Below are 26,779 nucleotides of genomic sequence, written 5' to 3' on the forward strand. Positions count from 1 at the left end.
GGTCAAGTGGTAGACCGACAGCCACCACATGATTACCTGCCGTCCGGCTCGCCATGATCTTCGGACCGTGATCGGCCGGCCATATCGCCTAGGCTCTGGATGTCCTGCCGCGCGACGGATTGACGTCGACACCGACACATCGATACGACCGTCGATATGATCGGCCGACGATCGACGCCTGCGGAGGTTCGGATGCGGATGGCACGGTTCTCGGCGGTGTGGCGTGGTGCCCGGTCACGGCTCGACCGCTGGCTGTCCATCGCCCGTCTCCTCCCGCACGCGGGCGTGCCGACGCTGGGCGCGGCCCTCGCGGTGAACCTCCTGCTCGGTCTGCTGCCGATCGGGTTCATCGTGGCCACGAGCGTGATGGTGCAACGGCTCGCCGAGGCGATCGGTGGCGACGAGCAGGCGTGGAGCGCGACGGTGCTCGCGTTGGGTCTCGCCGCGCTGGCCTTCTTCCTCCAGCAGGTGCTCGCACCGGCGCAGACGGCGTTGGGGCATCTGGTGACGTGGCGGGTGGATGCCTGGTGCACGCGCCGCCTGATGACGTCGGCGTTGGTGGACGCGCCGATCTCGGCGTTGGAGGACGCGACGGAACTGGATCGGCTGAGTCGGGCCCGGGAGGCGTTCGGCCGGACCATGCCGACCCCGGGTGACGCCGCCGCCGGTGCGTTGGCGTTGCTGCCCCGGTACGGGCAACTCGTCGGGGCGGTGGTGGTGCTCTGGGTGGCGTTGTCGCCGTGGGCGGCGGTCGTGGCCGGGGTGACGGCGCTCGTGGTGCGCTTCGGTCAGCGTGGGGCGCTGGGGCGGTTCGGGACGTTCCTCAAGGGTCTCTTCCCGACGTGGCGGCACGCGTCCTATGTGCGGTCGATGGCGGCGGGCGCGGCGTTCGCCAAGGAGATCCGGGTGTTCGGTCTGATCGGCTGGGTCCGGGAGCGGCACCGCTCGGAGTACCTGGACTACCTGCGGCAGTTCTGGGCGGGACGGCGGCGGATCAACCTGCGTCCCTTCCTCGGGTACGCGGCGGTCGGCCTGGTCGGGGCGACGGTCGTCTTCGTGTTGATCGCGCAGGCCGCTGCCGGTGGACGGCTGAGCGTGCTGGAACTGGGGCTGGCGGTGCAGGCGGCGCTGATCCCGATCCGCTTCGGGGTGCACTTCCCGGAGAGCGACGTGCCGACGCAGTACGGCCTCCAGTCGTACGAGGCGATGACCGACTTCGCGCGGTCGGCCCGGTCGCGGGCGGCGTTGGCGGCGCCGGTGGCCGGTGAGTCGGCGGCCGGTCGCCCGGATCGGGAGGTGCGGTTCGAGCAGGTGCGGTTCCGGTACGCCCCGCAGGGTGCGGAGGTGCTGCGGGGGTTGGATCTGACGTTGCCGGCGGGCCGGTCGACGGCGATCGTCGGGCTCAACGGCGCCGGCAAGACCACGTTGGTCAAGTTGTTGACCCGGTTGTACGACCCGGTGGCGGGCCGGATCACGGTGGACGGGCGGGATCTGCGCGAGTTCGACGTGGCGCAGTGGCAGTCCCGGATCGCGGTGGTGTTCCAGGACTTCGTCCGGCTGGAGCTGAGCGCTTCGGAGAACGTCGACCTGGCGGCGGGTGCCGACCCCGACGACGAGGCGCCCCTGTGGGCGGCGCTGGACCGGGCGGGGGCACGTGAGGTGGTCGAGGGGCTCGACGCCGGTCTGCGGACGACGCTGTCGAACCGGTACGCCGGTGGGCAGGACCTCTCCGGTGGGCAGTGGCAGCGGGTGGCGTTGGCCAGGGCGATGCGCAAGGTCGCCGCAGGCGCGTCGATGATCGTGCTCGACGAACCCACGAGCCAGCTCGACGTCCGCGCCGAAGTGGACTTCTTCGACCGTTTTCTGGAGATCAGCCGGGGGTTGACGACGGTGGTCATCTCGCACCGGTTCTCGACGGTCCGTCGGGCCGACCACATCGTGGTGGTGGCCGACGGGGTGGTACGGGAACAGGGCACCCACGAGGAGTTGGTGGCCGCCGGGGGTAGTTACGCCGAGTTGTTCCGGCTCCAGGCCGACCGGTTCGCCGATGCGGAGGCGGGCCGATGAGCGGGTTGGGGCGGGCGGCCCGGTTCCTGGTGGTGCTGGCGCTGCGGACCGACCGGCGGCGGGCGGGGTTGGCCGCCGTCATGATCGCGGCCGGCTATCTGGCCTCGCCGATGGTGGCGGTGCTGCTCGGTCGGCTGGTCGACGCGGCGCTTGCGGCGCGGACGGACGTGGCGGTGACGCTGGCGACGGCGGTGGCCGTGGTGCTGGTCGTCGAGTTGATGATGGCGCACTTCGCGCATCTGCAGTATTTCGAGCTCGCCGAGTTGATGGAGCTGAAGCTGCACGGCGAGTTGATCGAGCGGGCCAACGGCAGCGTGGACCTGGCGCAGCTCGACGACTCGCGGTTCGCCGACGAACTGCAGGTGGTGCGGGACGACATCTCACCGATGCAGGTTCCGGTGGAGGGGCTGCTGCAACTGGCGGGTGTGGTCGGTCAGCTCGTGGTCACGACCGTACTTTTGGGGATGTTGAATCCGTGGTTGGCGCTGCTGCCGCTGGCGGCGGTGCCGCCGGTGCTGCTGGCGCGGCGTGCGCAGCGGTTGGTGGACCGGGCCAAGGACGACACGGCGGAGGGGATCCGGCGCTCGCAGCACCTGTTGCAGGTCGCCACCTCGGCGTCGTCGGTCAAGGAGCTGCGGCTGTTCGGCACCGGCCCGGACCTGGTGCGTCGCCAGCAGGCCACGATGGCGGCGGTGACGTCGACGGTCTGGCGGGCGCAGGCGAGCGGGGCGGCGGTCCGTGCGGCCGGGCAGGCGTTCTTCGCCCTCAGCTACGGGGCGGCGCTCTGGCTGGTGGTGCGGGACGTCGCCGACGGTCGGGGCAGCGTCGGCGACGTGGTGTTGGCGGTGACGCTCGCGGTGCAGGTGAGTTTGCAGGTCGCCAACGGTCTGGGGCTGCTCGGCACGCTCCAGGGTTTCGGCACGACGGTGCGCCGGCTGGAGTGGCTGCGGGCGGCCAGCGCGGTGCCGGACGGGGTGTCGGAGCCGAGCGGGTCGACGGCACCGACCCGGCTGGACGAGGGCATCCGGTTCGAGGGTGTGGGTTTCCGCTATCCGGGCGCCACCCGGCCGGTGTTGCGGGACGTGACCTTCGAGTTGCCGGCGGGCAAGACCGTGGCGATCGTCGGTGAGAACGGTGCGGGCAAGAGCACGCTGGTGAAGCTGCTGTACGGCCTGTACCGACCGACGCAGGGCCGGATCCTCGTCGACGGCGTGGCACTGGACGAGGTGGATGCCGCGCAGTGGCGGTCGCGGACGTCGGCGATGTTCCAGGACTTCGCCCGGCTGGAGTTGACGCTGCGGGAGAACGTCGGGATCGGCGCGGTGCAGCGGATCGACGATGAGGAGTCGGTGCGGCGGGCGATCGACTCGGCGGGGGCGCAGCGGGTCGTCGACGCGGTGGAGGGCGGACTGGACGGCTACCTGGGCACCGGCTTCACCGACGGGCAGGAGCTGTCGGGTGGGCAGTGGCAGTCGTTGGGTCTGGCCCGGTCCCAGATGCGGATCGAGCCCCTCCTGCTGGCGTTGGACGAGCCGGCGGCGGCGTTGGACGCCGCCGCCGAGCATGCGATCTTCGTCCGGTACGCCGAGTCGGCCCAGCGGGCACAGCGACGTGGCGGGATCACCGTCTTCGTCTCCCACCGTTTCTCCACGTTGCAGATGGTGGATCTGATCGTGGTGCTCCAGGACGGTACGGTGCGCGAGGCCGGGTCACACGCCGAGTTGCTGGCCAGCGACGGGCTGTACGCGGAGCTGTACCTGATGCAGGCGCGCGCGTACGGTCCGTCCGGTGAGGATCAGCCGCCGGTGGCGCGTTGACGGTCGATGAGCGCGGCGAGCCCGGCGACGCTGACGTTGTCCATCAGCTCGACGGCGGAGAGTTCGACGTCGAAGAGGTCCTCTGCCTGGGCGAGCATGTGGACCAGTTGCATGCTGTCGGCGCCCAGCGCGATGAGGTCCTGGCTCATCTCGTCGGGGGTGAATCCGAGAAGGGGCTCGACCACCTCGGTGACGAGTCGGCGTTCGGTGTCGGTCGGTGCGGCGGAGGGGCTCAGCTCAGTCATCTCGCTCTCCAGTCGGGGGCGCCCACGATCGCGGGCGGAACCAGTATGGCCCGCCGTCGATGGACCGAGGCGCCGTGCGGCACCGTGACGTCCGACGATATTGACACTGGCCGAAGTGGCTTCATAGGCTACCTTCCGGCCATAAGCGGCACCGCCGGACAGGTGGTGCCGCCGCCCAGACCGGAGCGGGGGATCCCGGTATGGAGAGGAAGCCCGGCCACGATCTCGTGGTGACGGTGCGGGGGGCACGGCAGGCGCAGGCGTCGGCCTCCTGGGCGCAGCGGGAGATCTGGGGCGTCATCTCCTGGTTGGGTGATCAGCCGCAGAGCTTCACGATGCGCGAGATGGTGCCGGTTCCGGAGGGTGTCACGGTCGCCGGGGTGGGGCGCGCGCTGGAGGAGGTCGTCGCGCGGGTCGACGTGCTCCGCACCCGGCTGGTGATGGACGCGACGGGTCTGCGGCAGGAGGTGGACGGGTCCGGCACCCTGACGGTGCCGGTCTGGTCGGCGGCGCCCGATCGGGTGATCGAGGACGCCAAGGAGCTGGTCGCGGCGATGACCGCGACGGTGTTCGACCTGGCCGAGCAGTGGCCGGTGCGGTTCGCCCTGGTCCTGGCCGACGAGACACCCGCCGCGCTGGTGCTGAACGTCTCGCACGCGGCCGTCGACGCGATCGGGTTGGCCCTGCTGAAGACGGAGCTGCGCGATGCTCTGGCGGGGGTGCCGGTCGAGCCGGTCGAGTCGCGGTGGCAGCCGCTGGATCAGGCCGCGTACGAGGCGAGCGAGCCGGGACGCAGGCGTAGCCGGCGGGCGGTGCGGTTCCGCGAGGACCTGCTCGGCGAGGTGCCGGAGTCGCTCGTGCCGCCGTCGTCCGCGCCGCCGCACACGCCGCGGATCGTGCAGGTCGACATCGAGTCGTCGGCCGTCGCGGTGGCCGCGGAGCTGCTCGCCGACCGGCAACGGGTGAGCACCAGTGCGGTCCTGCTGGCCGCCCAGGCAGCGGTGGTCTCCCATCACACCGGTGCCGATCCGGCGTTTCTGACCCTGATCGTCGGCGGCCGGGTGGAACGCCGGCTACAGACGATGATCGGCCCGGTGGTGCAGAACGGCCTGTTCCGGGTCGACGTCGGGACGGGTTCGTTCACGGACCTGGTCACCCGCTGCTACCGGCAGGCCCTGCTGACCTATCAGCACGGCAACCACGACACCGTCGAGCTGGCCGAGGCGCAGCGCCGGGTGGCGGCACGGCGGGGTTTCGTCCCGCAGGTCGGCGTCTTCTTCAACGACGCCCGGGAGCAGCAACGGTGGTCGGGGCTGCCGCAGGTGCGGTCCGCCCCGCAGGAGTTGGCCGAGGATCTCGCCGCGCTGTGCCGTGACACCCGGATCGAGTACGTGACCGGTTGGGAGCAGCAGGACCTGACCGTGTTCCTGAGCGTCTCGGACGCGTCGGGTGCCGCCGCGTTGCAACTGCGGGTGGACACCGCGTACCTCGGCGTCGAGGACGCCCGGCGGATCCTGGCCGGGATCGAGTCGTTGCTGGTCGCCGCAGCGGTCGGCGATCTCGACATGCGCCACGCGGGGCAGGTCCTCGGCGTCCGTCCGGCGGCGGGTCCGACCGGGTCCGACTGACCGCGTCCGACCGTCCGGCCGCTCCGGCACGCCGACGACTCAGCGTGTTCGTGGTGCGTCCGGACAACGGCGGAGTGCCGGCACTAAGGTGGTGGGCCGACACGGCTGGAGGGGAGTTCGGTGGCTGAGGTTGATGCCGGCGACTGGGTGGCACGGGTTGCCGACGACGTGGTGGCGGAGTGGGAGCGCCGGCCCGGGACACCGGTGCTCGTCTGCGCCTCGGGGATCAGTCCGTCCGGGCCGATCCACCTGGGTAACCTGCGCGAGATCATGGTCCAGCACTTCGTCGCCGACGAGGTGAGTCGGCGCGGGTTGCCGAGCCGGCACCTGCTCTCCTGGGACGACTACGACCGGCTGCGCAAGGTCCCGGCCGGGGTCGACCCGTCCTTCGCGGAGTACGTCGGCCGCCCGCTGACCGGGGTGCCGGACCCGTGTGGGGAGCACGAGAACTGGGCCGAGCACTTCAAGGCGCCGTTCCGGGCGGCGTTGCGGCAACTCGGTGTGGTCGTCGACGAGATCTCGCAGACCGCCATGTACACCGGTGGCCGGTACCGCGAGCAGGTCGTCACGGCCATGCGGGCCCGGGAGCTGATCGGGTCGGTGCTGGGCAGGTACCGCACCAAGGTCGACCAGGGCGAGTCCGAGGAGGGGCTGACCGCCCAGGACACCTACTACCCGTACAAGGTCTACTGTGCGGTCTGCCGGCGCGACGACACGACGATCGTGTCCTTCGACGACGAGACCACCGAGATCCGGTACACCTGCGTCTGTGGGCACTCCGACCGGGCCTGGCTGGACCGGCAGGACCCGGGCAAGCTGGTCTGGAAGGTCGACTGGCCGATGCGGTGGGCGTACGAGCAGGTCCTGTTCGAGGCCGCCGGGGTGGACCACTCCTCCCCCGGCTCCAGCTACACGGTCGGCGGCGAGGTGGTCGACCGGGTGTACGGCGGCAAGGCTCCGGTCTATCGCGGCTACTCGTTCGTCGGCACCAAGGGGGCGGCGAAGCTCAGCGGTTCCGCCGGTGCCGCGCCGACGCCGGACGACGCGTTGCGGATCCTGGAGCCGGCCCTGGTGCGCTGGTTGTACGTGCGGCGTCGACCGAACCAGTCGATCACGGTGGCGTTCGACCAGGAGGTGAGCCGGCTCTACGACGAGTGGGACGCCCTGGTGGGGCGGGTGCGGGCGGGCAGCGCGTCGGAGGTCGACGCAGTGGTGCTCGACCGCTCGTCGCGTACTGCGGAGGTGGAGTTGCCGCACACCGCGCGGCCGATGTCCTTCCGCACGCTGGCGTCGGTGTACGACATCACCGCCGGCACCGAGGAGCAGACGCTGCGGATCCTGCGGGACATGACGCCGCAGGATCCGGTGGGCTCGTTGGACGAGGTGCGTCCCCGGCTCGACCGCGCGGCGGACTGGGTGGCCACGCACGTGTCACCGGCGGAGCGTACGCAGGTGCGGAGCGAGCCGGATCGGGAGTTGCTGGCCTCCCTCGATCCGGTCCAGCGCGAGGGGTTGCGGCTGCTCGTCGACGGGCTCGTGGAGAACTGGACGCTGGACGGGCTGACCGCGCTGGTCTACGGGGTGCCGAAGCAGCAGCTCGGTCTTCCGCTGGACACCGCGCCCAGCCCCGAGCTGCGGGCCGCCCAGCGGGCGTTCTTCGGTCTCGTGTACCGCCTCCTGGTGCACCGGGACACCGGCCCTCGACTGCCGACCCTGTTGCTGGCGCTCGGTGCCGACCAGGTCCGGGCGCTACTCACCCCGCAGGAGGCCGACGCGACCGCCGGCCGGGCGTGACCTGGAGTCGACCGACGTCGATCGTGGTCATCCACGGGGATGGATTGCCGGGTGGGTCGGTGATGGGTTAAGAAGGCTGTCTGCCTCCGACACCCGACATCCGACAGGACGCCCATGGCCCTCATCGCCGTCGCAGACCTCCGTCGACTGGTACTCGCACTACTCGGTCAGGCCGGCACACCGGACGACGTCGCCGAGGTCGTCGCCGATTCGCTGATCGGTGCCGACCTGGCCGGGCACGGCTCGCACGGCGTGCTCAAGCTGCCGTCGTACCTGCGGGACATCGCCCAGGGCCGGTTGAAGCCGACCGCGCGTCCGTTCGTCGTCGACGACGCGCCCGCGACCGCCGTCGTCGACGGCGCGGGCGGTTTCGGTCACCTGGCCGCCCGGTACGCCGTCGACCTGGTGGTGGAGAAGGCCGCCCACAGCGGACTGGCGGCGGTGGTGATGTCGCACGCGCACCACACCGGGCGGCTGGGCGGCTGGTCCGAGCGCATCGCCGACGCCGGCCTGATCGGGTTGTTGACCGGCGGGGAGGGTCAGGGTCCGTGGAAGGTCGCGCCGCACGGTGGGACGGACGGTGCGCTGGCCACCAACCCGGTCACCTGGGCCATCCCACGTGCGGCGGGCCAGCCCCCGGTGGTGCTGGACTTCGCCACCAGCATGGTCTCCATCGGGAAGTTGCAGATCGCGCGGGCCGCCGGGGCGCAGAGCGTGCCCCCGGGGTGGGTGCTGGACGCGCAGGGCAGTCCGAGTACCCGGTTGGAGGACTTCTTCACCGGCGGGTACCTGTTGCCGTTCGGAGGCCACAAGGGTTTCGCGCTCGCGGTGATCGCCGAGTTGCTCGCCGTCGGGCTCAGCGACGGTGACCGGTTCGCCGGTGCGGAACGGTCGAGTTGCCTCTTCGTGCTCGCCGTCGACCCGGCCCGGTTCGGGCCACCGGAACGGTTGCACGATTTCGTCGAGGCGACGGTGCGGCGGCTCAAGGCGGTGCCGGCCGATCCGGACTCGGGTGAGGTGCTGGTGCCGGGCGAGCCGGAGCAGCGCGCGCGGGCGGCGGCCGACGGGGTGGTGCTGCCCGACGCCACGTGGCGGGACCTGTGCACGGTGGCCGCCGGGCTGGGCATCGACGCACCGGCGGCGGCCGACGCCTCGGTTGCGGCCGACGCCTCGGTTGCGGGCGGGGCGGAGTCGATCCCGGCGGAGGGCACGGCGTGAACATCCTGGTGGCCGGACGGCTCGGCCGGTACCCGGAGCGGATCATGACGTTGGCCGAGCGGGGGCACCGGTTGACGTACGTCACGATGCCGGCACCGGCACAGCGGCCCACGCCGGACGTGCTGCCGTCGAGTGTGCCGCAGTTCCGGCTGCCGGCGGGGCCGGCCGGTGCGGAGTTGACCCGGATCGCGGCGGAGCACCGCGTCGACGTGGTCTACAGCCTGAAGAACGTCTGGGACGGGTCGTTGCAGTTGCTCGGCGAGTTGCTCGATGCCGGGGTGGGTCCGGTGGTGCGCCACCACAAGGAGCACTTCTGCGAGCCGGCCGAGCTGGAGCGGCGGGCGTTGACCGAGACCGCCGGGCAGATCTACATCAACCAGGAGTCGTGGGACTACTTCCGTGGGGCGTACGGGGTCAGTGACGCATCGGCGCACCTGCTGGACCCGGACTACCTGCCGGCGCGGTACTTCACCGACGACCTGACCGGCAAGCTGCGCGAGCGGGACGGGGAGCCGCACCTGCTGGTCGCCGGTGGGGTGTCCAGCACCCGGGGCCGTACCGACATCCGCGAGCTGTGTGCGGCGTTGAGTCGTCGCCGGGTCCACGTGCACATCTACGGCGGCAAGTACATCGGTCCGAACGCCCAGTCGATCTGGAGTGTGGACAACGCGCACGCCCGCGCCGCGTACGCGCGGCTCGCCGAGAGCGGTTACGTGCACCTGCACGACCACATTCCGCCGGAACGGTTCGTCGCCGAGTGGTCCCGGTACGACGCCGGGTTGATGCACGTGGTGGCGCAGGGCACCCACGAGGTGGGTTTCCAGCGGATGAACCGGCCGAACCGGCTGGTGCCGTACCTGGCCGCCGGGCTGCCGGTGGCCCAGCAGCGCGGCGGCCAGGAGGCCATGGAGCGGATCGTGCGGCAGGAGGGGATCGGTTTCCTGTTCGACGGGTACGACGAGTTGGCCGACGTGTTGCACGACCGGGCGCGGCTGGGTCGGCTCGGCGCCGACGTGCTGGCCCGGCGTGGGGAGTACACGTTCGAACGGCACGCGGACGCGCTGCTGGAGGTGTTGGCGGGCTACGCCGGGCGACGTTGACCGGCGGCTCTGCCGTCGGCGTTAGGAGGGGTCCCCTGCTATGCCGTAGGCGTTAGCAGGGGACCCCTCCTTGCACCGAGGCGGGTGAGGCGGGCGCGGGTGTGGATCCAGCGCACGGTCGCGTCGCGCCGCCACCGGCGTACGGCGTTGCGGTCCTGCCGCAGTGATCGGTACTCGACTCCGGCCCGCAGGACGCCCTCGCGCAGGCGCAGCAGTGCCGGATGGGGCGGTACGGCCGGTCCGGCGTCGACGGGGTAGCCCAGTTCGGCCATGACCGGCCCGGCGGCGGCCTCCACCAGGCCGACCTCGGTGGGGGGCAGGCGGCGGCGCCAGGTGCCGACGCTGCTGGTGGTCACCGGCTGGCCGGCGTTGCGCCACGACTCCGAGAGACTGGCCAGCGCCTTGGCCGTCGGGGTGCGGTCGTGGGCGAAGAGCGCGGGTTCCGGCGACTCCCCCAGCCAGGCGCAGAGCTGCGTGATCATGTCCCGTGGCTGCTGCACCAGGTCCTCGTAGCGCAGCAGGTGGACGGTGTCGGGGCCGTGGCGGGCCAGCGCGGCGGCGGCCGAGGTCTGCTGCCGCGCCCAGAGTCGCCCGGTGAGGTAGGGGTGGCAGTGCCCGAACACCGCCCGGCGGGCGGAGGCGGCCACGTCCCGGGGGTCGCGGACCAGCCAGACGAACCGGGCCGCCGGGTATTCGGCCAGGACGTCGGTGACGTGGTCGACCATGAAGGTGCTCTTGCAGCCCCAGCGGGCCTTCCCCTCCGCCTCGCGGTACTGCTCGTAGAGTTCGGCGACCACCCCGAAGAGGGTGGGGCTGGCCCGGGCCACCGCCAGGTCGGGGTCGACGCGGTGCGGCCACGGGGAGATGTGCCGGTCGAGCAGGAGACAGGCGTCGTCGACGAGCCGCCGCCGGTTGCCCTCGTCGGTGAGGTCGCCATAGCAGTCGGCCACCGGTGCCAGGTAGCGCATGAAGTGCGGCGGGTGCGGGACGGCGATGCGGGAGTGTGCGTTCAGCACCAGGCGGAGCAGGTTCGAGCCGGAGCGTTCGGTGCCGATGATGAGTACCGGGCTCTGGCTGCGCCCGCTCCGCCCGGTGCCGTCCGTCGTCACGCCGAGCCGGCGGTGACCAGTCCTCCGGTCACCTTCTTCGCGCCGCAGGCCATCAGGCTGCTTCCGGCGGCGGCGACCTCCGGCGAGGCCACCTGGTCCAGGGTGTACCGCTCCGATCCGGGCACCAGCGGCGCGCCGGCGGAACTGGCCTCGGCCCGCCAGCCCGAGCCGGCGTACGAGGTGGAGCGCGTGAGCCCGTCGTCGGGGTTGGGGTGGAAGTGCGTGAAGTTCTCGGGCCAGTGCTGGAAGTCCATCACCGGGCCGGGCTGGTAGGCGTCGTAGACGCGCTTGTAGGCGTCGCGGCAGGCCTGCTCGGAGAGTCCGCTGACGTTGAGGAACTCGTCCTCGTGCAGGGCCTGCTCGATGGAGAGCCAGTTGACGTGGTCCAGTTCGCTGCGCATCAGGCCCGACTGGAGCGCCTGCTGGTAGACGGTGGTGCCCGGCATCGCGGAGAGGTACTTGACCCGGGTCACGTGGTTGTACGTCTCGGCGAACTCGACCATGTGGTTGAGGGATTCCTCGCTCTCGTTGGGCAGGCCGACGATGAGCAGGGCGCCGAACCGTACGCCGCCGTCGAACGTGGTCCGCATGGCCCGGACGGTGATGTTCTCCGAGTTGCCCTTGCGGGCCTCGCGCAGCACTTCGGAGCCGAGGGACTCGACGCCGTAGAGGATGATGTCGGCGCCCGCGTCGCGCATCGCGTCGATCCTGGGCTTGTCCATGTCGGCGCACCGGGTCAGGCAGGTCCAGCGTAGGTCGTGGTCCTTGATGACGTCGCAGATCTCGATGGTCTGGCGGCGGTGGGAGCTGAACGTGAGGTCGACGAAGAAGCTGAACTCGATGCCGTAGCGGCTCTTGAGCCAGGCCAGGTCGGCGTCCATCTTCTCGGGTGACTTGGCGCGTACCTGGGGGGTGGTCCGGTAGCAGAAGGAGCAGTCCATCTTGCAGCCACGGCTGTAGGAGGAGATGATCTGCGGCTGGAGGCCCATCGGGCTCTGCGCCTGCGGCCACAGTTCCAGGCGCATCCGGGGCAGCGCGTCGAGGTCCATCATCTGTCCACGCGGCGGGGTGCGCTTGACGACGCCTTCCGGCGTCCGGTAGACGATGCCGCGGATGGTGGGCAGGTCCTGTGACCAGCGGCCGGCGGCGTAGCTCTCCATCAGGTCGAGGATCGTGATCTCACCCTCGCTGATCACCGCGATGTCGCAGGCGGTGTGCTCCATGAACAGGTTGGGCACCGAGGTGACCAGCGAACCGCCGCAGATGATGGGGATCTCGGGTGCATTGTCCCGGACCATGGCCATCAGTTCGTTGCAGAACGGGAAGTTGTCCTCGAAGGTGCAGATGCCCAGGACGTCGGTCTGGCCGATGATCTGGTCGTAGGCGGCCTGGAGGGGGTTCGGGGTGTACCGGACGTCGACGATCCGCACCGGGTAGCCGGCGTTGTGCAGGACGGTGGAGATGTAGGAGGCCCCCTCGTAGGGGGACGTCAGGAAGAACTCCCACCCACGCGGCATGGTGAACGGTGACGGCCCGACGACCAGGGTGAAGCGGGGCAGTGTCGGGTCGGTGGGCACCGGCGTCAGGTCCTGCTCCCGCATCTGTTCCTGGTAGCGGTGGTCGACGGAGTTGGTGGCGTTGGCGTACAGCTCGGGAGCGAGGGAAAGTACACGAGGCATGACTGAGACCTTCCTGTCGTCGCCGCCGGGGCGTCCGGTCGGGACGTCCGGCGATTGAGCACGATTATATCGAGGGTTGTCGATCTAGAGGTCGGTCGTCGTCGGACGGGCCGGACTCACCGGCCACCGGGTAGACGCTCGGGTCGTCGAGGGGGACCTTCAGCCAGGAGATCATCTGACGCACCTGGTGGTAAGCGGCCAGCCGGCGGGCGTCGTCGTCCGCGGCCTCCGCCTCGGCGATCGGCTTCCACAGTCGCCGCACCATGACCGGGCCGATCTCCAGCAGCCCCTCGCTGCCGCCGGTCGCCCAGCGGGCCAGCACGTAGCGGGCCAGCACCCCGACCGGGATGCCCAGGTTGCGCGACATCCCACGCAGGGTCACCAGCGGGTCCAGCATGCCGTACCGCATGACCTCGTCACGGAAGTTGGCGTGCGGGTCGTCCTCCGGCCACGTGGCGCGCCAGCGTTCCAGGCGGACGAGGGGCTCCTCGGCCGGATCCCCGCCCACGTTCTGCTCCGACGCTGATGTGGTCATCTCGCCTCCCACGTCGCTGTCTACGTGCTCACTCCGCCCGGTGCAGGATGCCCGTCATACAGCCCAGCGCCCCGGCGGCCCGGACGTGCTGGTCGACGCCGACCTCGGTCACGGTCACACCGACACCCTCCAGACGACGGCGGATGCCCGGCGCGCCGGCCGGCATCAGGGCCCGCCGGGGCCCCAGCGCCACCAGGTTCATCCCCCGTCGCCGCAGCAACTCGTCGTCCGGCGCGAACTCCACCGAACGGACGTCCCGGGAGCGCAGCAGCGCCCGCAACTCATCGGTCGCCGCAGCGGCGTGCACCGCCGCCAACCGTTCGTCGAGGAAGGTCACCGCGCCCAGGAGGTGCTGGACACCCGGGCCGAGTCGGACGGTGACCACCTGCACGCCCTGGTCCGCCAGGACACGCCGCAGACACTCCGCTCCGGCCGCGCTCGTCCGGAAACCCACCCCGACCATCACCGTGTCGCGGTCCAGCCACAGCGCGTCCGCGCCCTCAAGGGTGGCGCTGCCCGCCACCGTGGCCAGCACCGGGTATCCGGCGGCGGCCAGTGCGGCGGCGGCGTACCGTTCCTCGCCGGCCCGTTGCGCGGCGGCCGTGCGGCCCACCACCACTCCCGCCGGGGTGGCGACGAACAGGTCACGGGTGAAGACGAAGTTCGGTGGCGTGTCCGCCGCCGGGCGGGCCAGCACCACCTCCACGCCCGCCTCCGCGAACGCCGCGGCGACCGCCTCGGTCTCCGCGCGCATGGCGCCGAGGTCCACCCGCGCGGTCATCAGTGCGGCGGCCGGATCGGTGATCCGTGCCAGGCTCTCCGGCGGCCAGCCGAGCAGCACCGCCCGCAGCGGCGCGGACTCCGACCGGTAGCCGCAGCGGGCCCAGAGCCGACCGGCCGCCACCTCCTGCTCGTGGCTGGTCGACCGGGGCGACCACCCGGCACCGCCCAGAGTGCTCGGCGGCGGCGCGGTGGTCTCAGATCCAGGATTCGTCGTCGTCATATCCCAGCTCCTCGGCCAGTCGCCGCTCCGGACCTCCGATGGCGGCGCGTACCAGCTCCGACCGCCGTCGCCATCGGCCGGGTTGCGGCGGCGCGGTCGCGACCACGGGGTCCCGCAGCCCGTCGGCCGCGATCGCGCGGAGCGGTCCGTCCATCGGCACTCCGAGCCAGTCGGTGATCCGGGTCAGCACGCCCGCCCGGCTCTGCGCGGAGCGCACCAGGTCCTCGAACCGCACCCGCAGGTAGGGCAGCCGCAGCGTGGCGGCGTCGTCGAGGATCGCCCGGTGACAGGAGCGCCACTGCAGGGCGCAGACGTCGGGCAGGGTCGCCCGGGTGTAGTCCTGCCAGCCCTGCGGCAGGTCGAACTTCCACCACCAGCGGTCCTCGGGCCGGTCCCGCCCGTAGCCGGTGATGTTCAGGGGCCGGTCCATCTTGTGGGCGTGGAAGCCGTGATAGAGCCAGCCGTCGTACAGGCCGTTGATGGATCCGGCCGGGTTGCGGGTCAGGTGCAGGACGCGCATCCGGGCGTTCGGGAACAGTGCCCGGAGGAACCCCAGCCGGTAGGCGTTGCTGGGCGTCTTGATCACCAGCGGGCGGGTCGCCAGGTCGTGCGCGGTGGCGTAACGCCAGCCGACGGTGAGCACGAAGGGCGGCTCCTCCACCAGCAGGTCGCCGGGCGCGCCCCGCACGTCCTGGCGCCACGGCGGTCCGGCGAGGTGCGGTGGCATGTCGTAGTAGCCGGTGCGGATCGGCACGCCGCGTACGGCGAGGGCGGCGTGCAGCCGGGCGTGGAACCGGGCCGCCTGCGACAGGCAGGCCGGATCGAAGTCGGGCTGCGACCGGAGCTCGGCCAGCACCCGGCGGGCCGTGTCGAGCCAGGCCGCCAGGTCGATCTCCAGCGTCGGCCACTGGATGGTGAACCGCCAGGCCGCGTCCAGCAGGAACTGCTCCGGTGCGACCGTCGGATCCGGTCGACCGACGTCCAGCGACAGTTCCTCGTCGAACACCCGGCGCCGGGCGGGCGGCAGGGCGGCCAGGTGCGCGGCGTCGAGCTGGTCGCTGCCGGTCCCGCTGTCCGGCGGCACCAGGCCGGCGAGCCGCAGGTACGGGTTGAACTCCGCGCGCAGGTGCAGCAACGCGGGTGTCCGGCGCAGCATCTCGGCGAGCATGCTGGAACCACTGCGGGAGCTGGAGGCGAGCACCACCAGGTCCCGGACCCGGCCGGTGAAGTCCCGCACCACGGGTCGCCGTAGCCGGCGCAGTTCGGTCAGCCGGTCCGCCAGGTGGGCGTGACCGGCGAGCCCGGGCGCGGTGCCGGTCAACACACCGGTTTCCGTACCGAGTACACGCACCAGCGCCACTGGTCCCGGACCGATCCGTCGGCGGAGACCTCGAACGGGTGCACCGCCCGCACCTGGGCCGGGGCGTCATAGAAGAGCCGGTAGATCTCCTGGCGGGCGGCGGGGGTCGTCTCGTGGGTGTCGATCCACTTGTCGATCGACTCCCAGAGCAGGTACTCCTCCATCGTCAGGTCGGTGAAGCCGGCGCCGAGCAACAGCCGCCGGAAGTCCGGCTCGCGGAACATCTGGAACAGCAGCGGCTGCTTCTTCTTGAAGATCCGGAACATCCAGTACGCGTCCTCGTCGGCGTACGGGACGATCTGGCCGACGATGAACTGCCCGCCCGGTCTGAGGACCCGGAAGACCTCCGACACCGGCTTCTCCGGGTTCGGCAGCAGGTGCAGCACCTCGCGGTTGACGACCAGGTCGAAGCTGGCGTCGGGGAACGGCAGGTCGTAGACGGTGCCCTGGTGGACCTTGTCGAGCCGGGTGGAGGCGAGCGACACCATCTCCGGGGTGATGTCCAGGCCGATCATCTCGCCGACCCGGCCCCGGAAGGCGTTGCCGACCACCCCGCTGCCGCAGCAGACGTCCAGCATCCGGGCGTCCGGGGCGACGTCGCAGAGCGCCGCGTGCTGGGCCAGCAGGCCCTCGTCGGTGAGCCAGGAGCAGGAGTCGTGCCAGTTGCGCGAGCGGATGCCGAACTGACGCTGGTAGACGGCGTAGTCGACCTCGATCTGGCGGCGCCGGACCTGTGCGGTGCGGCTGGCCAGCCGGGCGGCGAGCCGGGCGCGCGCGGAGTCGAGCGTGCGTTTGACCAGGCGCTGCCCCAGGTCGTCGTCGAGCGCCAACTGCCGGGTCAGCTCGGCCGACACGGCGGCGCGGACGAAGCCGGCGACCTCGCTGCTCTGCAACCGCTTCTTGGTCTGTCCGTCGAAGCGGGGGCTGCGCATCCGGACCGCGACGACCGCGGCCAGCCCTTCAAGGATGTCGACCGTGGTGATCCGTTCCCCGGCGGTCGTGTCGAGCAGGCCGCGGCTGGTCGCGTACGCGTTGATCACCTCGGCCAGCGCGGCCCGCAGCCCGTCCACGTGGGTGCCGTGGTGGTCGGTCCGGACGCTGTTGACGAAGCTCTGGATGTCCTCGGTGTAGCCCTCGGTCCAGCAGAAGGCGGCGTCGAGCGCCAGGTCGTCGGTCTCGTGCCGGACGGTGAGCGGGTCCGGGTGCACCCACACCGCGTCGCGGTGCCGGTGTCGCAGGAATCCGCCCACGCCGGACTGGTAGCTGAGCCGGACGTCCTCCCCGGTGCGCTCGTCGCGCAGCCGCAGGGTCAGCGTCGGGTGCAGGAAGGCGACCTCCTCCAGCCGGCTGCGGATCAGGGCGGCCGAGAACTCCGCGGTCTCCAGGACCGTCTCGTCCGGGAGGAAACGGATGCGGGTGCCGGTGCGGTCCGATGCGCCGACCCGCGTGAGGTCGCCGGCCGGCGCGCCTCGCGTGTAGATCTGTCGGTGGTGGGCGCCGTCGCGCCACACGTCCAGCTCCAGCCGCTCGGACAGGGCGTTGACGCAGGAGAGTCCGACGCCGTGCAGCCCGGCCGAGGTGCGGTAGGACCCGGCCTCGAACTTGCCGCCGGAGTGCAGGGTGGTCAGCAGCACCTCGGCGGCCGGGCGCTGGTGCTCCGGGTGCGGGTCGACGGGTATGCCCCGGCCGTCGTCGCCGACCGAGCAGGAGCCGTCGCGGTGCAGGACGACCTCGACGTCGCGGCAGTGTCCCGCCTCCGCCTCGTCCACCGCGTTGTCGACCAGCTCGCTGACCAGGTGGTGCCAGCCGGCCACACCGACCGAGCCGATGTACATCGACGGGTGCCGGCGTACTCCGTCGAGGCCGGAGAGGACCATGATCGTGCTGGCGTCGTACCTGGTGTCGGCGGGCGCCGGGGGCGGGGGCGGGGCGGCCTGCGTGGACTCCATCGGCTGGCTCACTTCCTGGTCGGCGGTCTGCTGGCCGGTGGTCATCCGGCGACCGGCTCGCCGAGTGACCCGGCGGGTACGCCGCGCAGCGCCTCGTGGGCGGCGCTCAGCTTGGCCAGATGCGCGTGCTTGAGGGCGCGCAGGGTCTCCAGCCAGCTCGCGACGTCGGCCAGCCCCTCCTCGTGTGCCTGCTGGACCAGCGCCGGGTAGCGGGCGGTCGCGGCCTCCATCTCGCTGCTCAGCGCGGCGGCGAGGTTGAGGTCGGTGTCGCCCAGCGGCCGCCCGGTGGCCGGGTCGGCCACGGCCTGCAGGAAGTCGAGATGCCCGTGTGCCACGCAGGCCGCGCTCTCGGCGAGTTCGGTGAACAGCCGGGCGGAGTCGAGCGAGCCCTCGATCTCGGACACCTGGGCGAAGTACTGGAAGCGCAGGACGGTCGATGCTTCGGCGATGAACGCCGCGCGAATTTCGTCGAACAATTCCTCAGTGAGGGCACTCATTGTACCGTTCCACTCCCCCGAATGATTCGGAGCATTTGCCGACCAGCGCGGGAAACGCCGGATTCGGTATCGGAATTCTATTGGACGAAAGGGTGCGGGATTGTCGCCCCCGAATCTCCGTCAAACGTTGACCAGGCACATCACTGCCCGGCCCACCAGGCCCGGTGGTCAGAACTATAGACGCGCCGACCATCGCCCGTCTAGAGTCCAACGTCAATGTCAGTGAGCCTTCGGCAGGGCACGCTCAGCAGCGTTGCGGAGGTTCCTCATCGCCGCCGCGCGCTACCGCACAGCGGTCCCGCGCCGTCGCGGCCGGTCCCGAATTGTGGAAACGACAGGGGGAGCAGTGACAATTAGCGATCAGGACGTCGTCGACCACTTCACCGCGCGGGCGCAGGGCTACGACCGCTCCAGCGCCTGGTGCACCGACACCGAGCTCGGCCGTCTCGTCCTCGACCTGACCTCGCCCCGGCCGGAGCACGAGGTGCTCGACGTGGCCTGCGGGACCGGCCTGGTCTCCCGGCTGTTCAGCGGGCGGGTGGCACGGCTCGTCGGTGTCGACGTGACCGCGGCCATGGCGGAGCAGGCCCGGCCGTCGCTGGACGACCTCGTCCTCGCCCCCGCCGAGGACCTGCCCTTCCCCGACGACTCCTTCGACATCACGGTCTGTCGGCAGGGCATCCAGTTCATGGAGTTGCCGGCCGCGGTCACCGAGATGACCCGGGTGACGCGGCCGGGCGGCCGGGTCGTTCTGATCAACCTCTGCGCCTACGGCACCGACGACCGCGACGAGTACTTCGAGATCCTGCGGCTGCGTAACCCGGTGCGGCGGCACTTCTTCCTGCCGGGCGACCTCGGGGACCTGCTGCGCGAGGCGGGCTGCGGCGACGTGGAGACCCGCAGGTACGTCTCGGTCGAGGACGTCGACGTCTGGTCGGACAACGGCGCCATCGACGAGGACGCCAGGGAGGCGATCCGCCAGGTGTACCGGTCGATGTCACCGGAGTTCCGCCGGCTGCACGCGGTGGAGCAGACCGACGGGCGGATCATCGACCGGATGCTCTTCGAGGTCGCGGCGGGGCGCCCGGCCGGGGACTGACGCGAGGGCGACCTCCGGGCCGGCGACGGGTGCTGCTCCCCCGCCGCCCCGGAGGCCGGGTGTGCTCAGTCCACCAGCGGCGGGGCAGGCGGCGCGACCGTCGGGGAGACCAACGGGACGGGGTGGAACTCGTCCGGGTCGGTCGTCAGGTCGTACCAGTCGACGGCGCCGCCCTCCACGGGCTGCCAGATCGTCTTGCTGCGGCCGTCGGTGCGGATCGACGCCAGCGCCCGCAGTTCCCGGTAGTCACTGGCCTCGCGCTTCTCCTCGGGGAAGTAGGTCTCCGAGTACGCGGGCCGGGAGGTGCCGGTCAGGTCCCGGAAGAACGACGTCATGGACTCGCCGTCGGTGGGGGTCTCCGGCAGTCCCAGCAGGTCCAGGACGGTGGGCATGATGTCGACCAGCCGCACCTGTTCGTGGAACTCGCGGCCGGCCGGCACGCCCGGTCCGGAGAAGATCATCGGCACGTGCTGGGTGGTGTCGTGCAGCAGGCAGCCGTGCCCCTCCTCGTACGGGTGCCCGCGCTCCCCCGCGTGGTCGTTGGAATACCAGCCGCCGAGGTCCTCACCGTGGTCGGAGAAGCAGACGACGAGCATCGAGTCGATGTCGTGCCCGGCGGCAGCCAGCCGGTCGAGCAGCACTCCGAGGTAGTGGTCGCTGTAGGCGACCTCGCCCTCGTAGGGGTTGTCGACGGCCACGCCGACGTCCTCCGGCGGCTCGTACGGCCAGTGCGCGTCGAAGAAGTGGGCGAAGAGGAAGAAGGGCGAGTTCTGTTCGTCCAGCCAGTCGCCGGCCCGCTCGGCGACCATCGGCGCCCGCTTGAGGGCCAGCCCGCGCAGCTTCACGTCGCCGACCGCGAGGGGGTCCCGCCCGTCGGGCAGCAGCGGGATCTCGTCGTCGTAGAAGTCGAAGCCGCGGTCGATGCCGTACCACTTGTTGAGACCCGGGCAGGAGACGACGGCGCCGGTCCGGTAGCCGACCTCGCGTAGTCGTTCGGCCAGTGTCGGCACGTCGGCGCGGAGTTGTTCACGGAACAGGTGACGGACGCCGTGGTTCGGTGGTTGCAGGCCGGTGAAGACCGTGGCGTGGCTGACCGGAGTCAGCGGGCAGGACGACACGGCCTGGCGGAACGTGACGCCTCGGCGGCGGAGCCCCTCCACGCCGGGGAACTTCCCGGAATATGCGACGTCGGCGCGGACGGTGTCGAGCGAGACGAAAAGGACACTGGGCCGGTCCACGAGAACCCCCTCGCTGGCTACGGGCAGTCGGGAGATCGTACCTTATCGATGCTTTCATTGACGACCGCAGAAGTGGTCCGACGTCGACACGTTGACGGTGATCATCGTTGGCGTTATGTTCGTCGCGATCGTCTTAGGGGGGCGCAATGCGGTCGTGCATCCTGATGTGGAAATACCCGCAGATGGTGGTCCTCACGGCCGTCACTGCCGCTCTGTACGCGACCGCGTACATCGCGTTGTCGCCGTTCAGCATCGATCTGGTGCCGGGCGTCCTCAGTTTCTCCATCCGCACCATCTTCCCGATGGTTTTCGGAATCCTGTTCGGCCCGGCCGGCGCGTGGGGCCTCGGCATCGGAAACATTGTCGGCGACCTGTTCACGGGCAGTCTGGCACTCGGCTCGGTATTCGGCTTCCTGTCGAACGCCCTGCTCGGCTACCTCGGTTTCACCCTCTGGTCCCGCTTCGGCCCCCGTCCGGCGCAGTTCGACGCCGACGTCGAGGACGCCCCGGCCGGTGACCGGGTCCGCCCGGTGCTGACCTACCTGGCCATCGGTGTGGTCGCGGCGGCGGCGAGCGCGGTCGTGCTCGCCTGGGGCCTCGACCTGCTCGGCTTCGTGCCGTTCCGGGTGGTCGCGGTCACCCTGGCCGCCAACTTCGTGATCGGCAACTGGGTCGGCGGTCTGCTGTACCTCCTCCTGCACCGGAGGGTCCGGGCGATGGGCGTGACCTGGGACGAGATCATGGATCTCGACGAGCCACCGGGCCGAGGACCCCGCGCGCTGCTGGGCACCGCGCTCGTGGCGGTCGGCGGCATCGCCGGCTGGCTCGTCGGAATCCAGCTCGGCGGTTCCGACCTGCTCACCCCCGTCGTGGGCGTCGGCTTCGTGGCGGTGCTCCTCGGCTCGCTCCTCCTCTGACGGGACGATGTCCTCCTCGCTGACCGCGCAGCAACTGGGCTTCACCTATCGGCGGTCCTCCACGGCGGCACTGACCGGGGTGGACCTGCGCCTGCCGCCCCAGCAGTTCACCGCGTTGCTGGGTGCGGCGGGCGCCGGGAAGTCCACCCTCGCCATGGCGCTGACCGGCCTGATCCCCCGCAGTGTCCGGGGGCGCCGGGAGGGCACCGTGCACCTCGACGGCCGGGATCTCGCCGAGCTGGCCGCCGCCGAGGTGGCACAGCACATCGGCATCGTCTTCCAGGACTTCGAGAGTCAGCTCTTCGCCACCAGCGTCACCCTGGAGCTCGCGTTCGGGCTGGAGAACCTGGCGGTCGAGACGACCGAGATGCGCCAGCGGGTCGAGGACTACCTGCGCCTGCTCCGGCTGACCGAGCTGCGCGACCGGGAACCGGCCACGCTCTCGGGCGGTCAGAAGCAACGGCTGGCACTGGCGGCGGCCCTGGCGCTCGAACCGGAGATCCTGATCCTGGACGAGCCGACCACCGACCTCGACGCGGCCAGCCGCGTCGAGGTGATCCGTGCGGCGCGGTGGTGGCGCGGTCGGCCTCGGACCCTCGTGCTGGTGGAACACGACACCGAGGCGGTGCTCGGCCCACCCGGCGGACCCGGTGCGGACCGGGTGGTGCTGCTGGAGGCCGGTCAGGTGGCGGTGGACGGCCCGGCCGACACCGTCCTGCGGGACCCCGCACTGCTGCGTCGGCACGGGGTCCGACCACCGCAGGTCGCCGACGTGTGCGACCGGCTCGGGCTGCCCGAGATCGCCCTCACCGTGGCCGAGGCGGTGCCGCTGATCGGATCGCTGCGCCCCTCGGCCGGGCCCGCCCGCGCGCGGGGGGCACCCGGACCGGCGGTGGTCAGCGCGCGACACCTCGACCACGAGTACCCCGACGGTCGGGCGCAGGCCCTGCGCGACGTGTCGGTGGACATCCACGAGGGACAGTTCACCGCCATCATGGGGCGGAACGGTTCCGGCAAGACGACCCTGGCCAAGGTGCTCAGCGGGTTGCTCGTCCCCGATGCGGGGCAGGTCGACGTGCTGGGCCGGGACCTGCGAGGGCTGCCCCGCGCCGACCTGGCCCGCCACGTGGGCTACGTGTTCCAGAACCCCGACCACCAGCTCTTCTCGGCGACCGTGGCGGACGAGATCGCCTTCGGGCCGCGCAACTTCGGTCTCCCCGACGACGAGGTACGCGACCGGGTGGACGCCGCGCTGGCCGACGTCGGTCTGACCGAGCTGCGCCGGACCGACCCGTTCCTGCTGCGCAAGGGCGACCGGCAGCGCCTGGCCGTGGCGGCGGTGCTGGCCATGAGCCCCCGGGTGATCGTGCTGGACGAGCCGACCACCGGTCTCGACGAACGACAGCAGCAGGCGGTCATGCGGCTGCTGCGCCGCCTCAACCGGGCCGACCTGACCGTGGTCATGGTCACCCACCACGCGAACCTGGTCGCCGAGTACGCCGACCGGCTCGTCGTGATGACCGACGGGCGCATCGTCCTCGACGGGCCGCCCGAGGTGGTGTTCCGGCGTCGCGACGTGCTCGCCGCCGCGTCGGTGCTGCCGCCGCCCGTGGTGGACCTCGCCGACGAGCTGCGGGTGGACGCGCTCACGGTCGACGAACTCGCCGCTGTCCTCCGAGTAGGTCGGTGACCGTGTACAAGAGCCTCTACCTCCACCGCGCGTCACCGGTGCACGCCCTCGATCCGCGGGCCAAGCTGCTGGGCCTGCTCGCGCTGGCCGGACTGCCGTTCGCCTTCAACGATCCCCGGTACGTGGCGGTGGTCGGGCTGATCGTGCTGGGGCTCTCCGCCGTTGCGGGGTGCCTGGGCAATCTGCGCCGCTTCCGCAACGTCTACCTGCTGGTGTTCGTGGTCAACGTCGTGCTGTGGCAGTTCACCATCGACGGCACCACCACGCTGTTCGTGCTGGGTCCGGTCAGCGTCACCCGGGAGGCGCTGCTGTACGGCATCGCCGCCGCGCTGCGGTTCGTGGTCGTGCTGATGGTCGGTACGCTCTTCGTCTCCTGCACCAGCACCGAGGACGTCACCGTCGGGCTGGTGCACCTGCGCCTGCCGTACACCGTGGCGTTCGTCGTCTCCACCACGTTGCGCCTGGTGCCGGCGTTCATCACCGCGACGGGCACCGTGATCGAGGCGCAGACGGCGCGGGGCTTCGTGGCGGACAGTCGCAATCCGGTACGCCGGGTCCGCCAGCTCCTGCCCGTCGTGGTGCCGTTGATCGTCTACGCGCTGCGACACGGGTCGATGATGTCGCTGGCGATGGAGGCCCGGGGGTTCACCGTGCGCGGCGACCGGACCAGCTACCGCACCCCGGTGATGACCGCCCGGGACGTCGCCGTGCTGGGCGGGCTGGCGATCATCCTGGCCGGTGCGATACACCTTCGACTGTCCGGTTACGGCGTGGTGCTGCCCGGACGGCTGTGACGGCCGGGCCGGGACCGTGGTGTCGCGGGCTCGGCCGGAAGGGAGCACGATGACGCCTCGCCTGATCGCCACCGACGTGGACGGGACCCTGCTGCGCCCGGACGAGACGGTCTCCGCCCGCACCGGTCGCGCGTTGGCCGCGGTGGCCCGCTCGGGTACACCGTTGGCCCTGGTCACCGGCCGTCCACCGCGTTGGCTGCGTCCGGTGCTGGCGGAGACGGCGCACCGTGGGCCGGTGGTCTGCGCGAACGGGGCGATGCTCTACGACGTACCGACGCAGCGGGTGTTGCGGTCGTACCCGATGGAGGTGGAGTGCCTGCGGGCGGTCGCCGAGAACATCCGGCGGATCCTGCCGGACGCGGCGTTCGCGGCCGAGTACGGTGACGCCTTCGTCCACGAGCCCGGTTACCGGCCCCGCTGGGACGTCGATCTGCCCGAGGTGAGCATCGTGGACCTGACGGTGGTGCTCGCCCGACCGGCGGTGAAGCTCCTGGTGCGGCACGCCGAACTCGGCGCGGACGCGATGTTCGCGCTCGTCCGGCCGGCGGTCGGCGACCTCGCGGTGGTGACCCACGGTTCGGGTGACGCCCGGATGGAGATCTCCGCGCTCGGTGTCACCAAGGCCACCGCGCTGGCCGCGCTCGCCGAGGAACTCGGCATCGACCGGTCCGAGGTGATCGCCTTCGGTGACATGCCGAACGACCTGCCGATGATGGAGTGGGCCGGGCGGTCCTACGCGGTCGAGAACGCCCATCCCGACGTCCGGGCGATCGCGGACGAGGTGGTCGGGTCCAACAGCGAGGACGGTGTGGCCGGCGTGTTGGAGCGGTGGTGGCCGGTCGGCCCGCCCCGACCGGCGGTCAGTGCTCCCCGTCCCCGGTCCGCCGCCGCAGCCGCGCCAACTCGGCGGGACTGAAGCCGGAGAGCCGACGGGCGTCGGTGTTGATCGGGTGTTTGTAGGGCGCTCCGGCGTCGTTGGCCTCCAGGAGTCGGTACACCCGTTCCTCGGCCTCCTGGACGGCCTCTTCGCTGCCCAGGAGGTGCCGGAGCCAGCGGTTGCCGTTGGCGACGTGGGTCACCTCGTCGGCGGTGATGTACTCGAACACCATCGCGATGTGGTCCTCGCCGTCGGCCTTGAGTCGACGGTGGACGTTCTCCGCACTGTCGAGCGCCGCGCCCTCACCGATCCGCTGTTCGATGATGAGCCGTTCCGCGAGGTCGCGGCCGAGGGCGAACTTGTCCCACACCTCGTACTGCACCGGTTGGTCGCCGGGGGCCAGCCCGCACTCGTGGGCCCGCTGCATGAACAGCTCGAAGTGGCGGGCCTCGTCCCGGATCTGCTTGGCGAGGTCGTAGCGCAGACCCCACGGCGCCTCGGGGTGGTGGGCCAGGACCGCCGCGCACACCTCGGTCGCGCACAGCTCGATGCGGTACGCCATGTCGTAGAGGATCGTGCCGTAGCGGCCCGGTCCGTCCGGGGGCACCGCCCGCCCCTCGCGCAGGTCGGGTTCGCGCCCGGGTCGTGCCGGGATCTCCGGAAGGGGTGGGCAGGGGGTGTCCGCGACGGGTCCGGTCGGCAGTCGGGACAGGACGTCCTGGCGGAGGGTGGGCTCGTAGGGCAGCACGTCGATGCGGTGCAGCACGTCGGTGAGGCACGCGACGGTGGTCTCGTCGGCGGCGCTCAACAGTCGGGACCGGTGCTGGAAGACCTGGTCCCGCAGGTCGGGGTAGCAGACACCGACCAACGCCGTCCGTTGCCGCCCCGGGTCGGACATCCGGGTCAGCCGGTTGAGCAGGCGCACCTGGGCGGTGTCCGGGGTGACACCGTCGGAGGTGCGGGTGCGCAGTGTGCCGATCCGCTCGTCGATGAGCTGTGCACCCTGGGCCAGCGCCCAGATCTCCCGCGACAGCGCCAGCTTCTGATCGGTGGCCGGGATCCGGACCAGGACGCTCGCGGCGAGCCCCATGGTCTGTTCCATGGCGTCCCGGATCGTCGCCAGCGCCCGCCGGTTCTGGCTGAGGTCGAGTCCCTGTGGCACGAACTCCGGATCCAAGCGGGAACCTCCCCGAGCGTTCGATCCTGCCGGTCGGGCCGTGCGGCTACGCGACGCCGTGGGCCGTCCGCATCCCTCTGAGGGCGGATCCTACAGCGCGTCGCGGGGGCCGAGGCAAGAGCGACACATCCATGGGAGTAACTGTCGTGTCGCGTTCGGACTTCGTCTACCATCGATCTTTGTGATGGCGGTTCGGGAGAGGATGTGACGAGGTGCTCACCGATGAGGAGCGCTTTCTGTTCGACCTGCGGGGCTTCGTGGTCCTCCGCGAGGTGCTCGACCCGGAGCAACTGGGTGAGGTCAACCGGATCATCGACGGCCAGGAGCTTCCGCCGCCCGGTGACACGTTCGCCGACCAGATCTTCTCCGGCTTCCTGAGCTGGGGGCCGGCCTTCACCGACCTGCTCGACCACGAGCGGGTCTTCCCCGTCGTGACCACCCTGCTGCCACGGCCCCGGCTGGACCGCTACTACGGCATCCGGATGCGGGCCGGCACCACGGGCCTGCCCCTGCACGGCGGGGCGCTCGAAGCCGACGGCCAGTCGGAGTTCTACCACTTCCACCACGGCCGGATGGCCAACGGCGTGATCACGGTCAGTTGGGCACTCACCGACATGCTGGCCGGTCAGGGCGGCTTCGTGTGCATCCCGGGCAGCCACAAGAGCAACCACCCGCTGCCGAAGTCCTGGGACTACCGGGCCGAGGCGGTGCACCACGTGCCGATGGCCGCCGGTGACGTGCTGGTCTTCAACGGGGCGATGGCGCACGGCACCCACCCCTGGCACGCCGACCACGAACGCCGGTCGGTCATGTTCAAGTACGCGCCGGGGCATCTCGCGTGGAGCAAGGTCTATCTGGATTGGGCGGCCGAGCTGCGGCAGTCCCTGAGTCCCCGTCAGCAGGCGTTGTTGGAGCCGCCGTACTGCTTGCCGCACCACGAGGACCCCACCGACCGCTTCGTGCGCTGACCCTCCGCTGCCGGCGCG

The 26,779-nt window shown here is 71.2% G+C and carries 22 protein-coding genes; 12 read left to right on the top strand and 10 right to left on the bottom strand.

Annotated elements, in window-relative coordinates; genetic code table 11:
- Positions 1 to 192 precede the first annotated feature (192 nt).
- Together HUT12_RS13300 and HUT12_RS13305 are read left to right on the top strand one after the other, a co-directional pair.
- Positions 193 to 2,067 carry an ABC transporter ATP-binding protein gene (locus tag HUT12_RS13300; protein WP_217705987.1) on the top strand — a complete coding sequence of 625 codons (1,875 nt, stop codon included), beginning with the start codon at positions 193 to 195 and terminating at the stop codon, positions 2,065 to 2,067.
- Complete coding sequence (locus HUT12_RS13305) at positions 2,064 to 3,884, top strand: ABC transporter ATP-binding protein (RefSeq protein WP_176093573.1); 1,821 nt, start codon at positions 2,064 to 2,066, stop codon at positions 3,882 to 3,884. The genes HUT12_RS13300 and HUT12_RS13305 overlap by 4 nt, the downstream gene beginning before the upstream one ends.
- Here the strand turns inward: HUT12_RS13305 and HUT12_RS13310 are convergent.
- A complete protein-coding gene (locus tag HUT12_RS13310) occupies positions 3,863 to 4,129 on the bottom strand; it encodes an acyl carrier protein (protein WP_131050859.1) in 267 nt (88 codons plus the stop codon). The genes HUT12_RS13305 and HUT12_RS13310 overlap by 22 nt on opposite strands.
- Before the next feature lie 200 nt (positions 4,130 to 4,329).
- On the opposite strand from HUT12_RS13310, the gene HUT12_RS13315 reads away from it, so the two are divergent.
- From HUT12_RS13315 to HUT12_RS13330, 4 genes are all read left to right on the top strand, one after another.
- Positions 4,330 to 5,757, top strand: a complete 1,428-nt coding sequence (locus tag HUT12_RS13315; protein WP_176093574.1) for a condensation domain-containing protein — start codon at positions 4,330 to 4,332, stop codon at positions 5,755 to 5,757.
- Positions 5,758 to 5,877: 120 nt separating this feature from the next.
- Positions 5,878 to 7,551: a lysine--tRNA ligase gene (gene lysS, locus HUT12_RS13320; protein ID WP_217705988.1), complete on the top strand. Its 1,674-nt coding sequence runs from the start codon at positions 5,878 to 5,880 to the stop codon at positions 7,549 to 7,551.
- Between the two features lie 114 nt (positions 7,552 to 7,665).
- Entirely contained in the window at positions 7,666 to 8,769 is a 1,104-nt protein-coding gene (locus tag HUT12_RS13325) for an Ldh family oxidoreductase (protein ID WP_176093575.1), read from the top strand.
- Positions 8,766 to 9,869, top strand: a complete 1,104-nt coding sequence (locus HUT12_RS13330; protein WP_176093576.1) for a glycosyltransferase — start codon at positions 8,766 to 8,768, stop codon at positions 9,867 to 9,869. The genes HUT12_RS13325 and HUT12_RS13330 overlap by 4 nt, the downstream gene beginning before the upstream one ends.
- 38 nt (positions 9,870 to 9,907) lie before the next feature.
- On the opposite strand, the gene HUT12_RS13335 is transcribed toward HUT12_RS13330, so the two are convergent.
- From HUT12_RS13335 to HUT12_RS13365, 7 genes are all read right to left on the bottom strand, one after another.
- On the bottom strand, positions 9,908 to 10,978 hold the full coding sequence (locus HUT12_RS13335; RefSeq protein WP_176093577.1) for a sulfotransferase: 1,071 nt from the start codon (positions 10,976 to 10,978) through the stop codon (positions 9,908 to 9,910).
- On the bottom strand, positions 10,975 to 12,657 hold the full coding sequence (locus tag HUT12_RS13340) for a radical SAM protein (RefSeq protein ID WP_131050865.1): 1,683 nt from the start codon (positions 12,655 to 12,657) through the stop codon (positions 10,975 to 10,977). Before HUT12_RS13340 ends, HUT12_RS13335 begins: the two co-directional genes overlap by 4 nt.
- 64 nt (positions 12,658 to 12,721) lie before the next feature.
- Positions 12,722 to 13,192 carry a DUF6027 family protein gene (locus HUT12_RS13345; protein ID WP_131050866.1) on the bottom strand — a complete coding sequence of 157 codons (471 nt, stop codon included), beginning with the start codon at positions 13,190 to 13,192 and terminating at the stop codon, positions 12,722 to 12,724.
- 28 nt (positions 13,193 to 13,220) lie between these two features.
- The gene (locus tag HUT12_RS13350) at positions 13,221 to 14,195 is read right to left on the bottom strand and encodes an arginine deiminase family protein (RefSeq protein ID WP_131050867.1); all 975 of its coding nucleotides are present in this window, start codon (positions 14,193 to 14,195) and stop codon (positions 13,221 to 13,223) included.
- Positions 14,170 to 15,519, bottom strand: coding sequence for a sulfotransferase (locus HUT12_RS13355; RefSeq protein WP_176093578.1), 1,350 nt, complete (start codon positions 15,517 to 15,519; stop codon positions 14,170 to 14,172). The genes HUT12_RS13350 and HUT12_RS13355 overlap by 26 nt, the downstream gene beginning before the upstream one ends.
- Entirely contained in the window at positions 15,513 to 17,549 is a 2,037-nt protein-coding gene (locus HUT12_RS13360) for a methyltransferase domain-containing protein (RefSeq protein WP_217705989.1), read from the bottom strand. The genes HUT12_RS13355 and HUT12_RS13360 overlap by 7 nt, the downstream gene beginning before the upstream one ends.
- The gene (locus HUT12_RS13365) at positions 17,546 to 18,001 is read right to left on the bottom strand and encodes a rubrerythrin (RefSeq protein ID WP_176093579.1); all 456 of its coding nucleotides are present in this window, start codon (positions 17,999 to 18,001) and stop codon (positions 17,546 to 17,548) included. The genes HUT12_RS13360 and HUT12_RS13365 overlap by 4 nt, the downstream gene beginning before the upstream one ends.
- Positions 18,002 to 18,347: 346 nt before the next feature.
- On the opposite strand from HUT12_RS13365, the gene HUT12_RS13370 reads away from it, so the two are divergent.
- Entirely contained in the window at positions 18,348 to 19,100 is a 753-nt protein-coding gene (locus HUT12_RS13370; RefSeq protein ID WP_201272239.1) for a class I SAM-dependent methyltransferase, read from the top strand.
- 65 nt (positions 19,101 to 19,165) lie between these two features.
- Here HUT12_RS13370 and HUT12_RS13375 read toward each other — a convergent pair whose 3' ends face one another.
- Positions 19,166 to 20,338 (bottom strand): sulfatase, encoded by a 1,173-nt coding sequence (locus HUT12_RS13375; protein ID WP_201272240.1) that lies wholly within the window; start codon positions 20,336 to 20,338, stop codon positions 19,166 to 19,168.
- 146 nt (positions 20,339 to 20,484) lie between these two features.
- Here HUT12_RS13375 and HUT12_RS13380 point away from each other — a divergent pair, with 146 nt between their 5' ends.
- Genes HUT12_RS13380 through HUT12_RS13395 form a run of 4 tightly spaced genes read left to right on the top strand, consistent with a single transcriptional unit; the run spans position 20,485 to position 24,655 of the window.
- Entirely contained in the window at positions 20,485 to 21,255 is a 771-nt protein-coding gene (locus tag HUT12_RS13380) for a QueT transporter family protein (RefSeq protein WP_131050871.1), read from the top strand.
- Positions 21,256 to 21,262: 7 nt separating this feature from the next.
- A complete protein-coding gene (locus tag HUT12_RS13385; protein ID WP_131050872.1) occupies positions 21,263 to 22,945 on the top strand; it encodes an ABC transporter ATP-binding protein in 1,683 nt (560 codons plus the stop codon).
- Complete coding sequence (locus HUT12_RS13390) at positions 22,942 to 23,739, top strand: energy-coupling factor transporter transmembrane protein EcfT (protein ID WP_176093580.1); 798 nt, start codon at positions 22,942 to 22,944, stop codon at positions 23,737 to 23,739. Before HUT12_RS13385 ends, HUT12_RS13390 begins: the two co-directional genes overlap by 4 nt.
- 49 nt (positions 23,740 to 23,788) lie before the next feature.
- Complete coding sequence (locus HUT12_RS13395) at positions 23,789 to 24,655, top strand: HAD family hydrolase (RefSeq protein WP_176093581.1); 867 nt, start codon at positions 23,789 to 23,791, stop codon at positions 24,653 to 24,655.
- Here the strand turns inward: HUT12_RS13395 and HUT12_RS13400 are convergent.
- Complete coding sequence (locus HUT12_RS13400) at positions 24,600 to 25,793, bottom strand: DUF455 family protein (RefSeq protein WP_176093582.1); 1,194 nt, start codon at positions 25,791 to 25,793, stop codon at positions 24,600 to 24,602. The genes HUT12_RS13395 and HUT12_RS13400 overlap by 56 nt on opposite strands.
- A 212-nt stretch (positions 25,794 to 26,005) precedes the next feature.
- Between HUT12_RS13400 and HUT12_RS13405 the strand changes: the two genes are divergently transcribed.
- Complete coding sequence (locus HUT12_RS13405; protein WP_161594865.1) at positions 26,006 to 26,761, top strand: phytanoyl-CoA dioxygenase family protein; 756 nt, start codon at positions 26,006 to 26,008, stop codon at positions 26,759 to 26,761.
- Positions 26,762 to 26,779: the final 18 nt, after the last annotated feature.

The organism is Verrucosispora sp. NA02020, assembly GCF_013364215.1.
In the GTDB taxonomy this organism is placed as follows: Bacteria; Actinomycetota; Actinomycetes; order Mycobacteriales; family Micromonosporaceae; genus Micromonospora.

Coding starts and splice junctions, on each gene's coding strand:
- HUT12_RS13395 (WP_176093581.1), top strand. CDS start 23,789: ATGACGCCTCGCCTGATCGCCACCGACGTGGACGGGACCCTGCTGCGC.
- HUT12_RS13325 (WP_176093575.1), top strand. CDS start 7,666: ATGGCCCTCATCGCCGTCGCAGACCTCCGTCGACTGGTACTCGCACTA.
- HUT12_RS13345 (WP_131050866.1), bottom strand. CDS start 13,192: ATGACCACATCAGCGTCGGAGCAGAACGTGGGCGGGGATCCGGCCGAG.
- HUT12_RS13340 (WP_131050865.1), bottom strand. CDS start 12,657: ATGCCTCGTGTACTTTCCCTCGCTCCCGAGCTGTACGCCAACGCCACC.
- HUT12_RS13365 (WP_176093579.1), bottom strand. CDS start 18,001: ATGAGTGCCCTCACTGAGGAATTGTTCGACGAAATTCGCGCGGCGTTC.
- HUT12_RS13305 (WP_176093573.1), top strand. CDS start 2,064: ATGAGCGGGTTGGGGCGGGCGGCCCGGTTCCTGGTGGTGCTGGCGCTG.
- HUT12_RS13385 (WP_131050872.1), top strand. CDS start 21,263: ATGTCCTCCTCGCTGACCGCGCAGCAACTGGGCTTCACCTATCGGCGG.
- HUT12_RS13360 (WP_217705989.1), bottom strand. CDS start 17,549: ATGACCACCGGCCAGCAGACCGCCGACCAGGAAGTGAGCCAGCCGATG.
- HUT12_RS13300 (WP_217705987.1), top strand. CDS start 193: ATGCGGATGGCACGGTTCTCGGCGGTGTGGCGTGGTGCCCGGTCACGG.
- HUT12_RS13350 (WP_131050867.1), bottom strand. CDS start 14,195: ATGACGACGACGAATCCTGGATCTGAGACCACCGCGCCGCCGCCGAGC.
- HUT12_RS13315 (WP_176093574.1), top strand. CDS start 4,330: ATGGAGAGGAAGCCCGGCCACGATCTCGTGGTGACGGTGCGGGGGGCA.
- HUT12_RS13310 (WP_131050859.1), bottom strand. CDS start 4,129: ATGACTGAGCTGAGCCCCTCCGCCGCACCGACCGACACCGAACGCCGA.
- HUT12_RS13380 (WP_131050871.1), top strand. CDS start 20,485: ATGCGGTCGTGCATCCTGATGTGGAAATACCCGCAGATGGTGGTCCTC.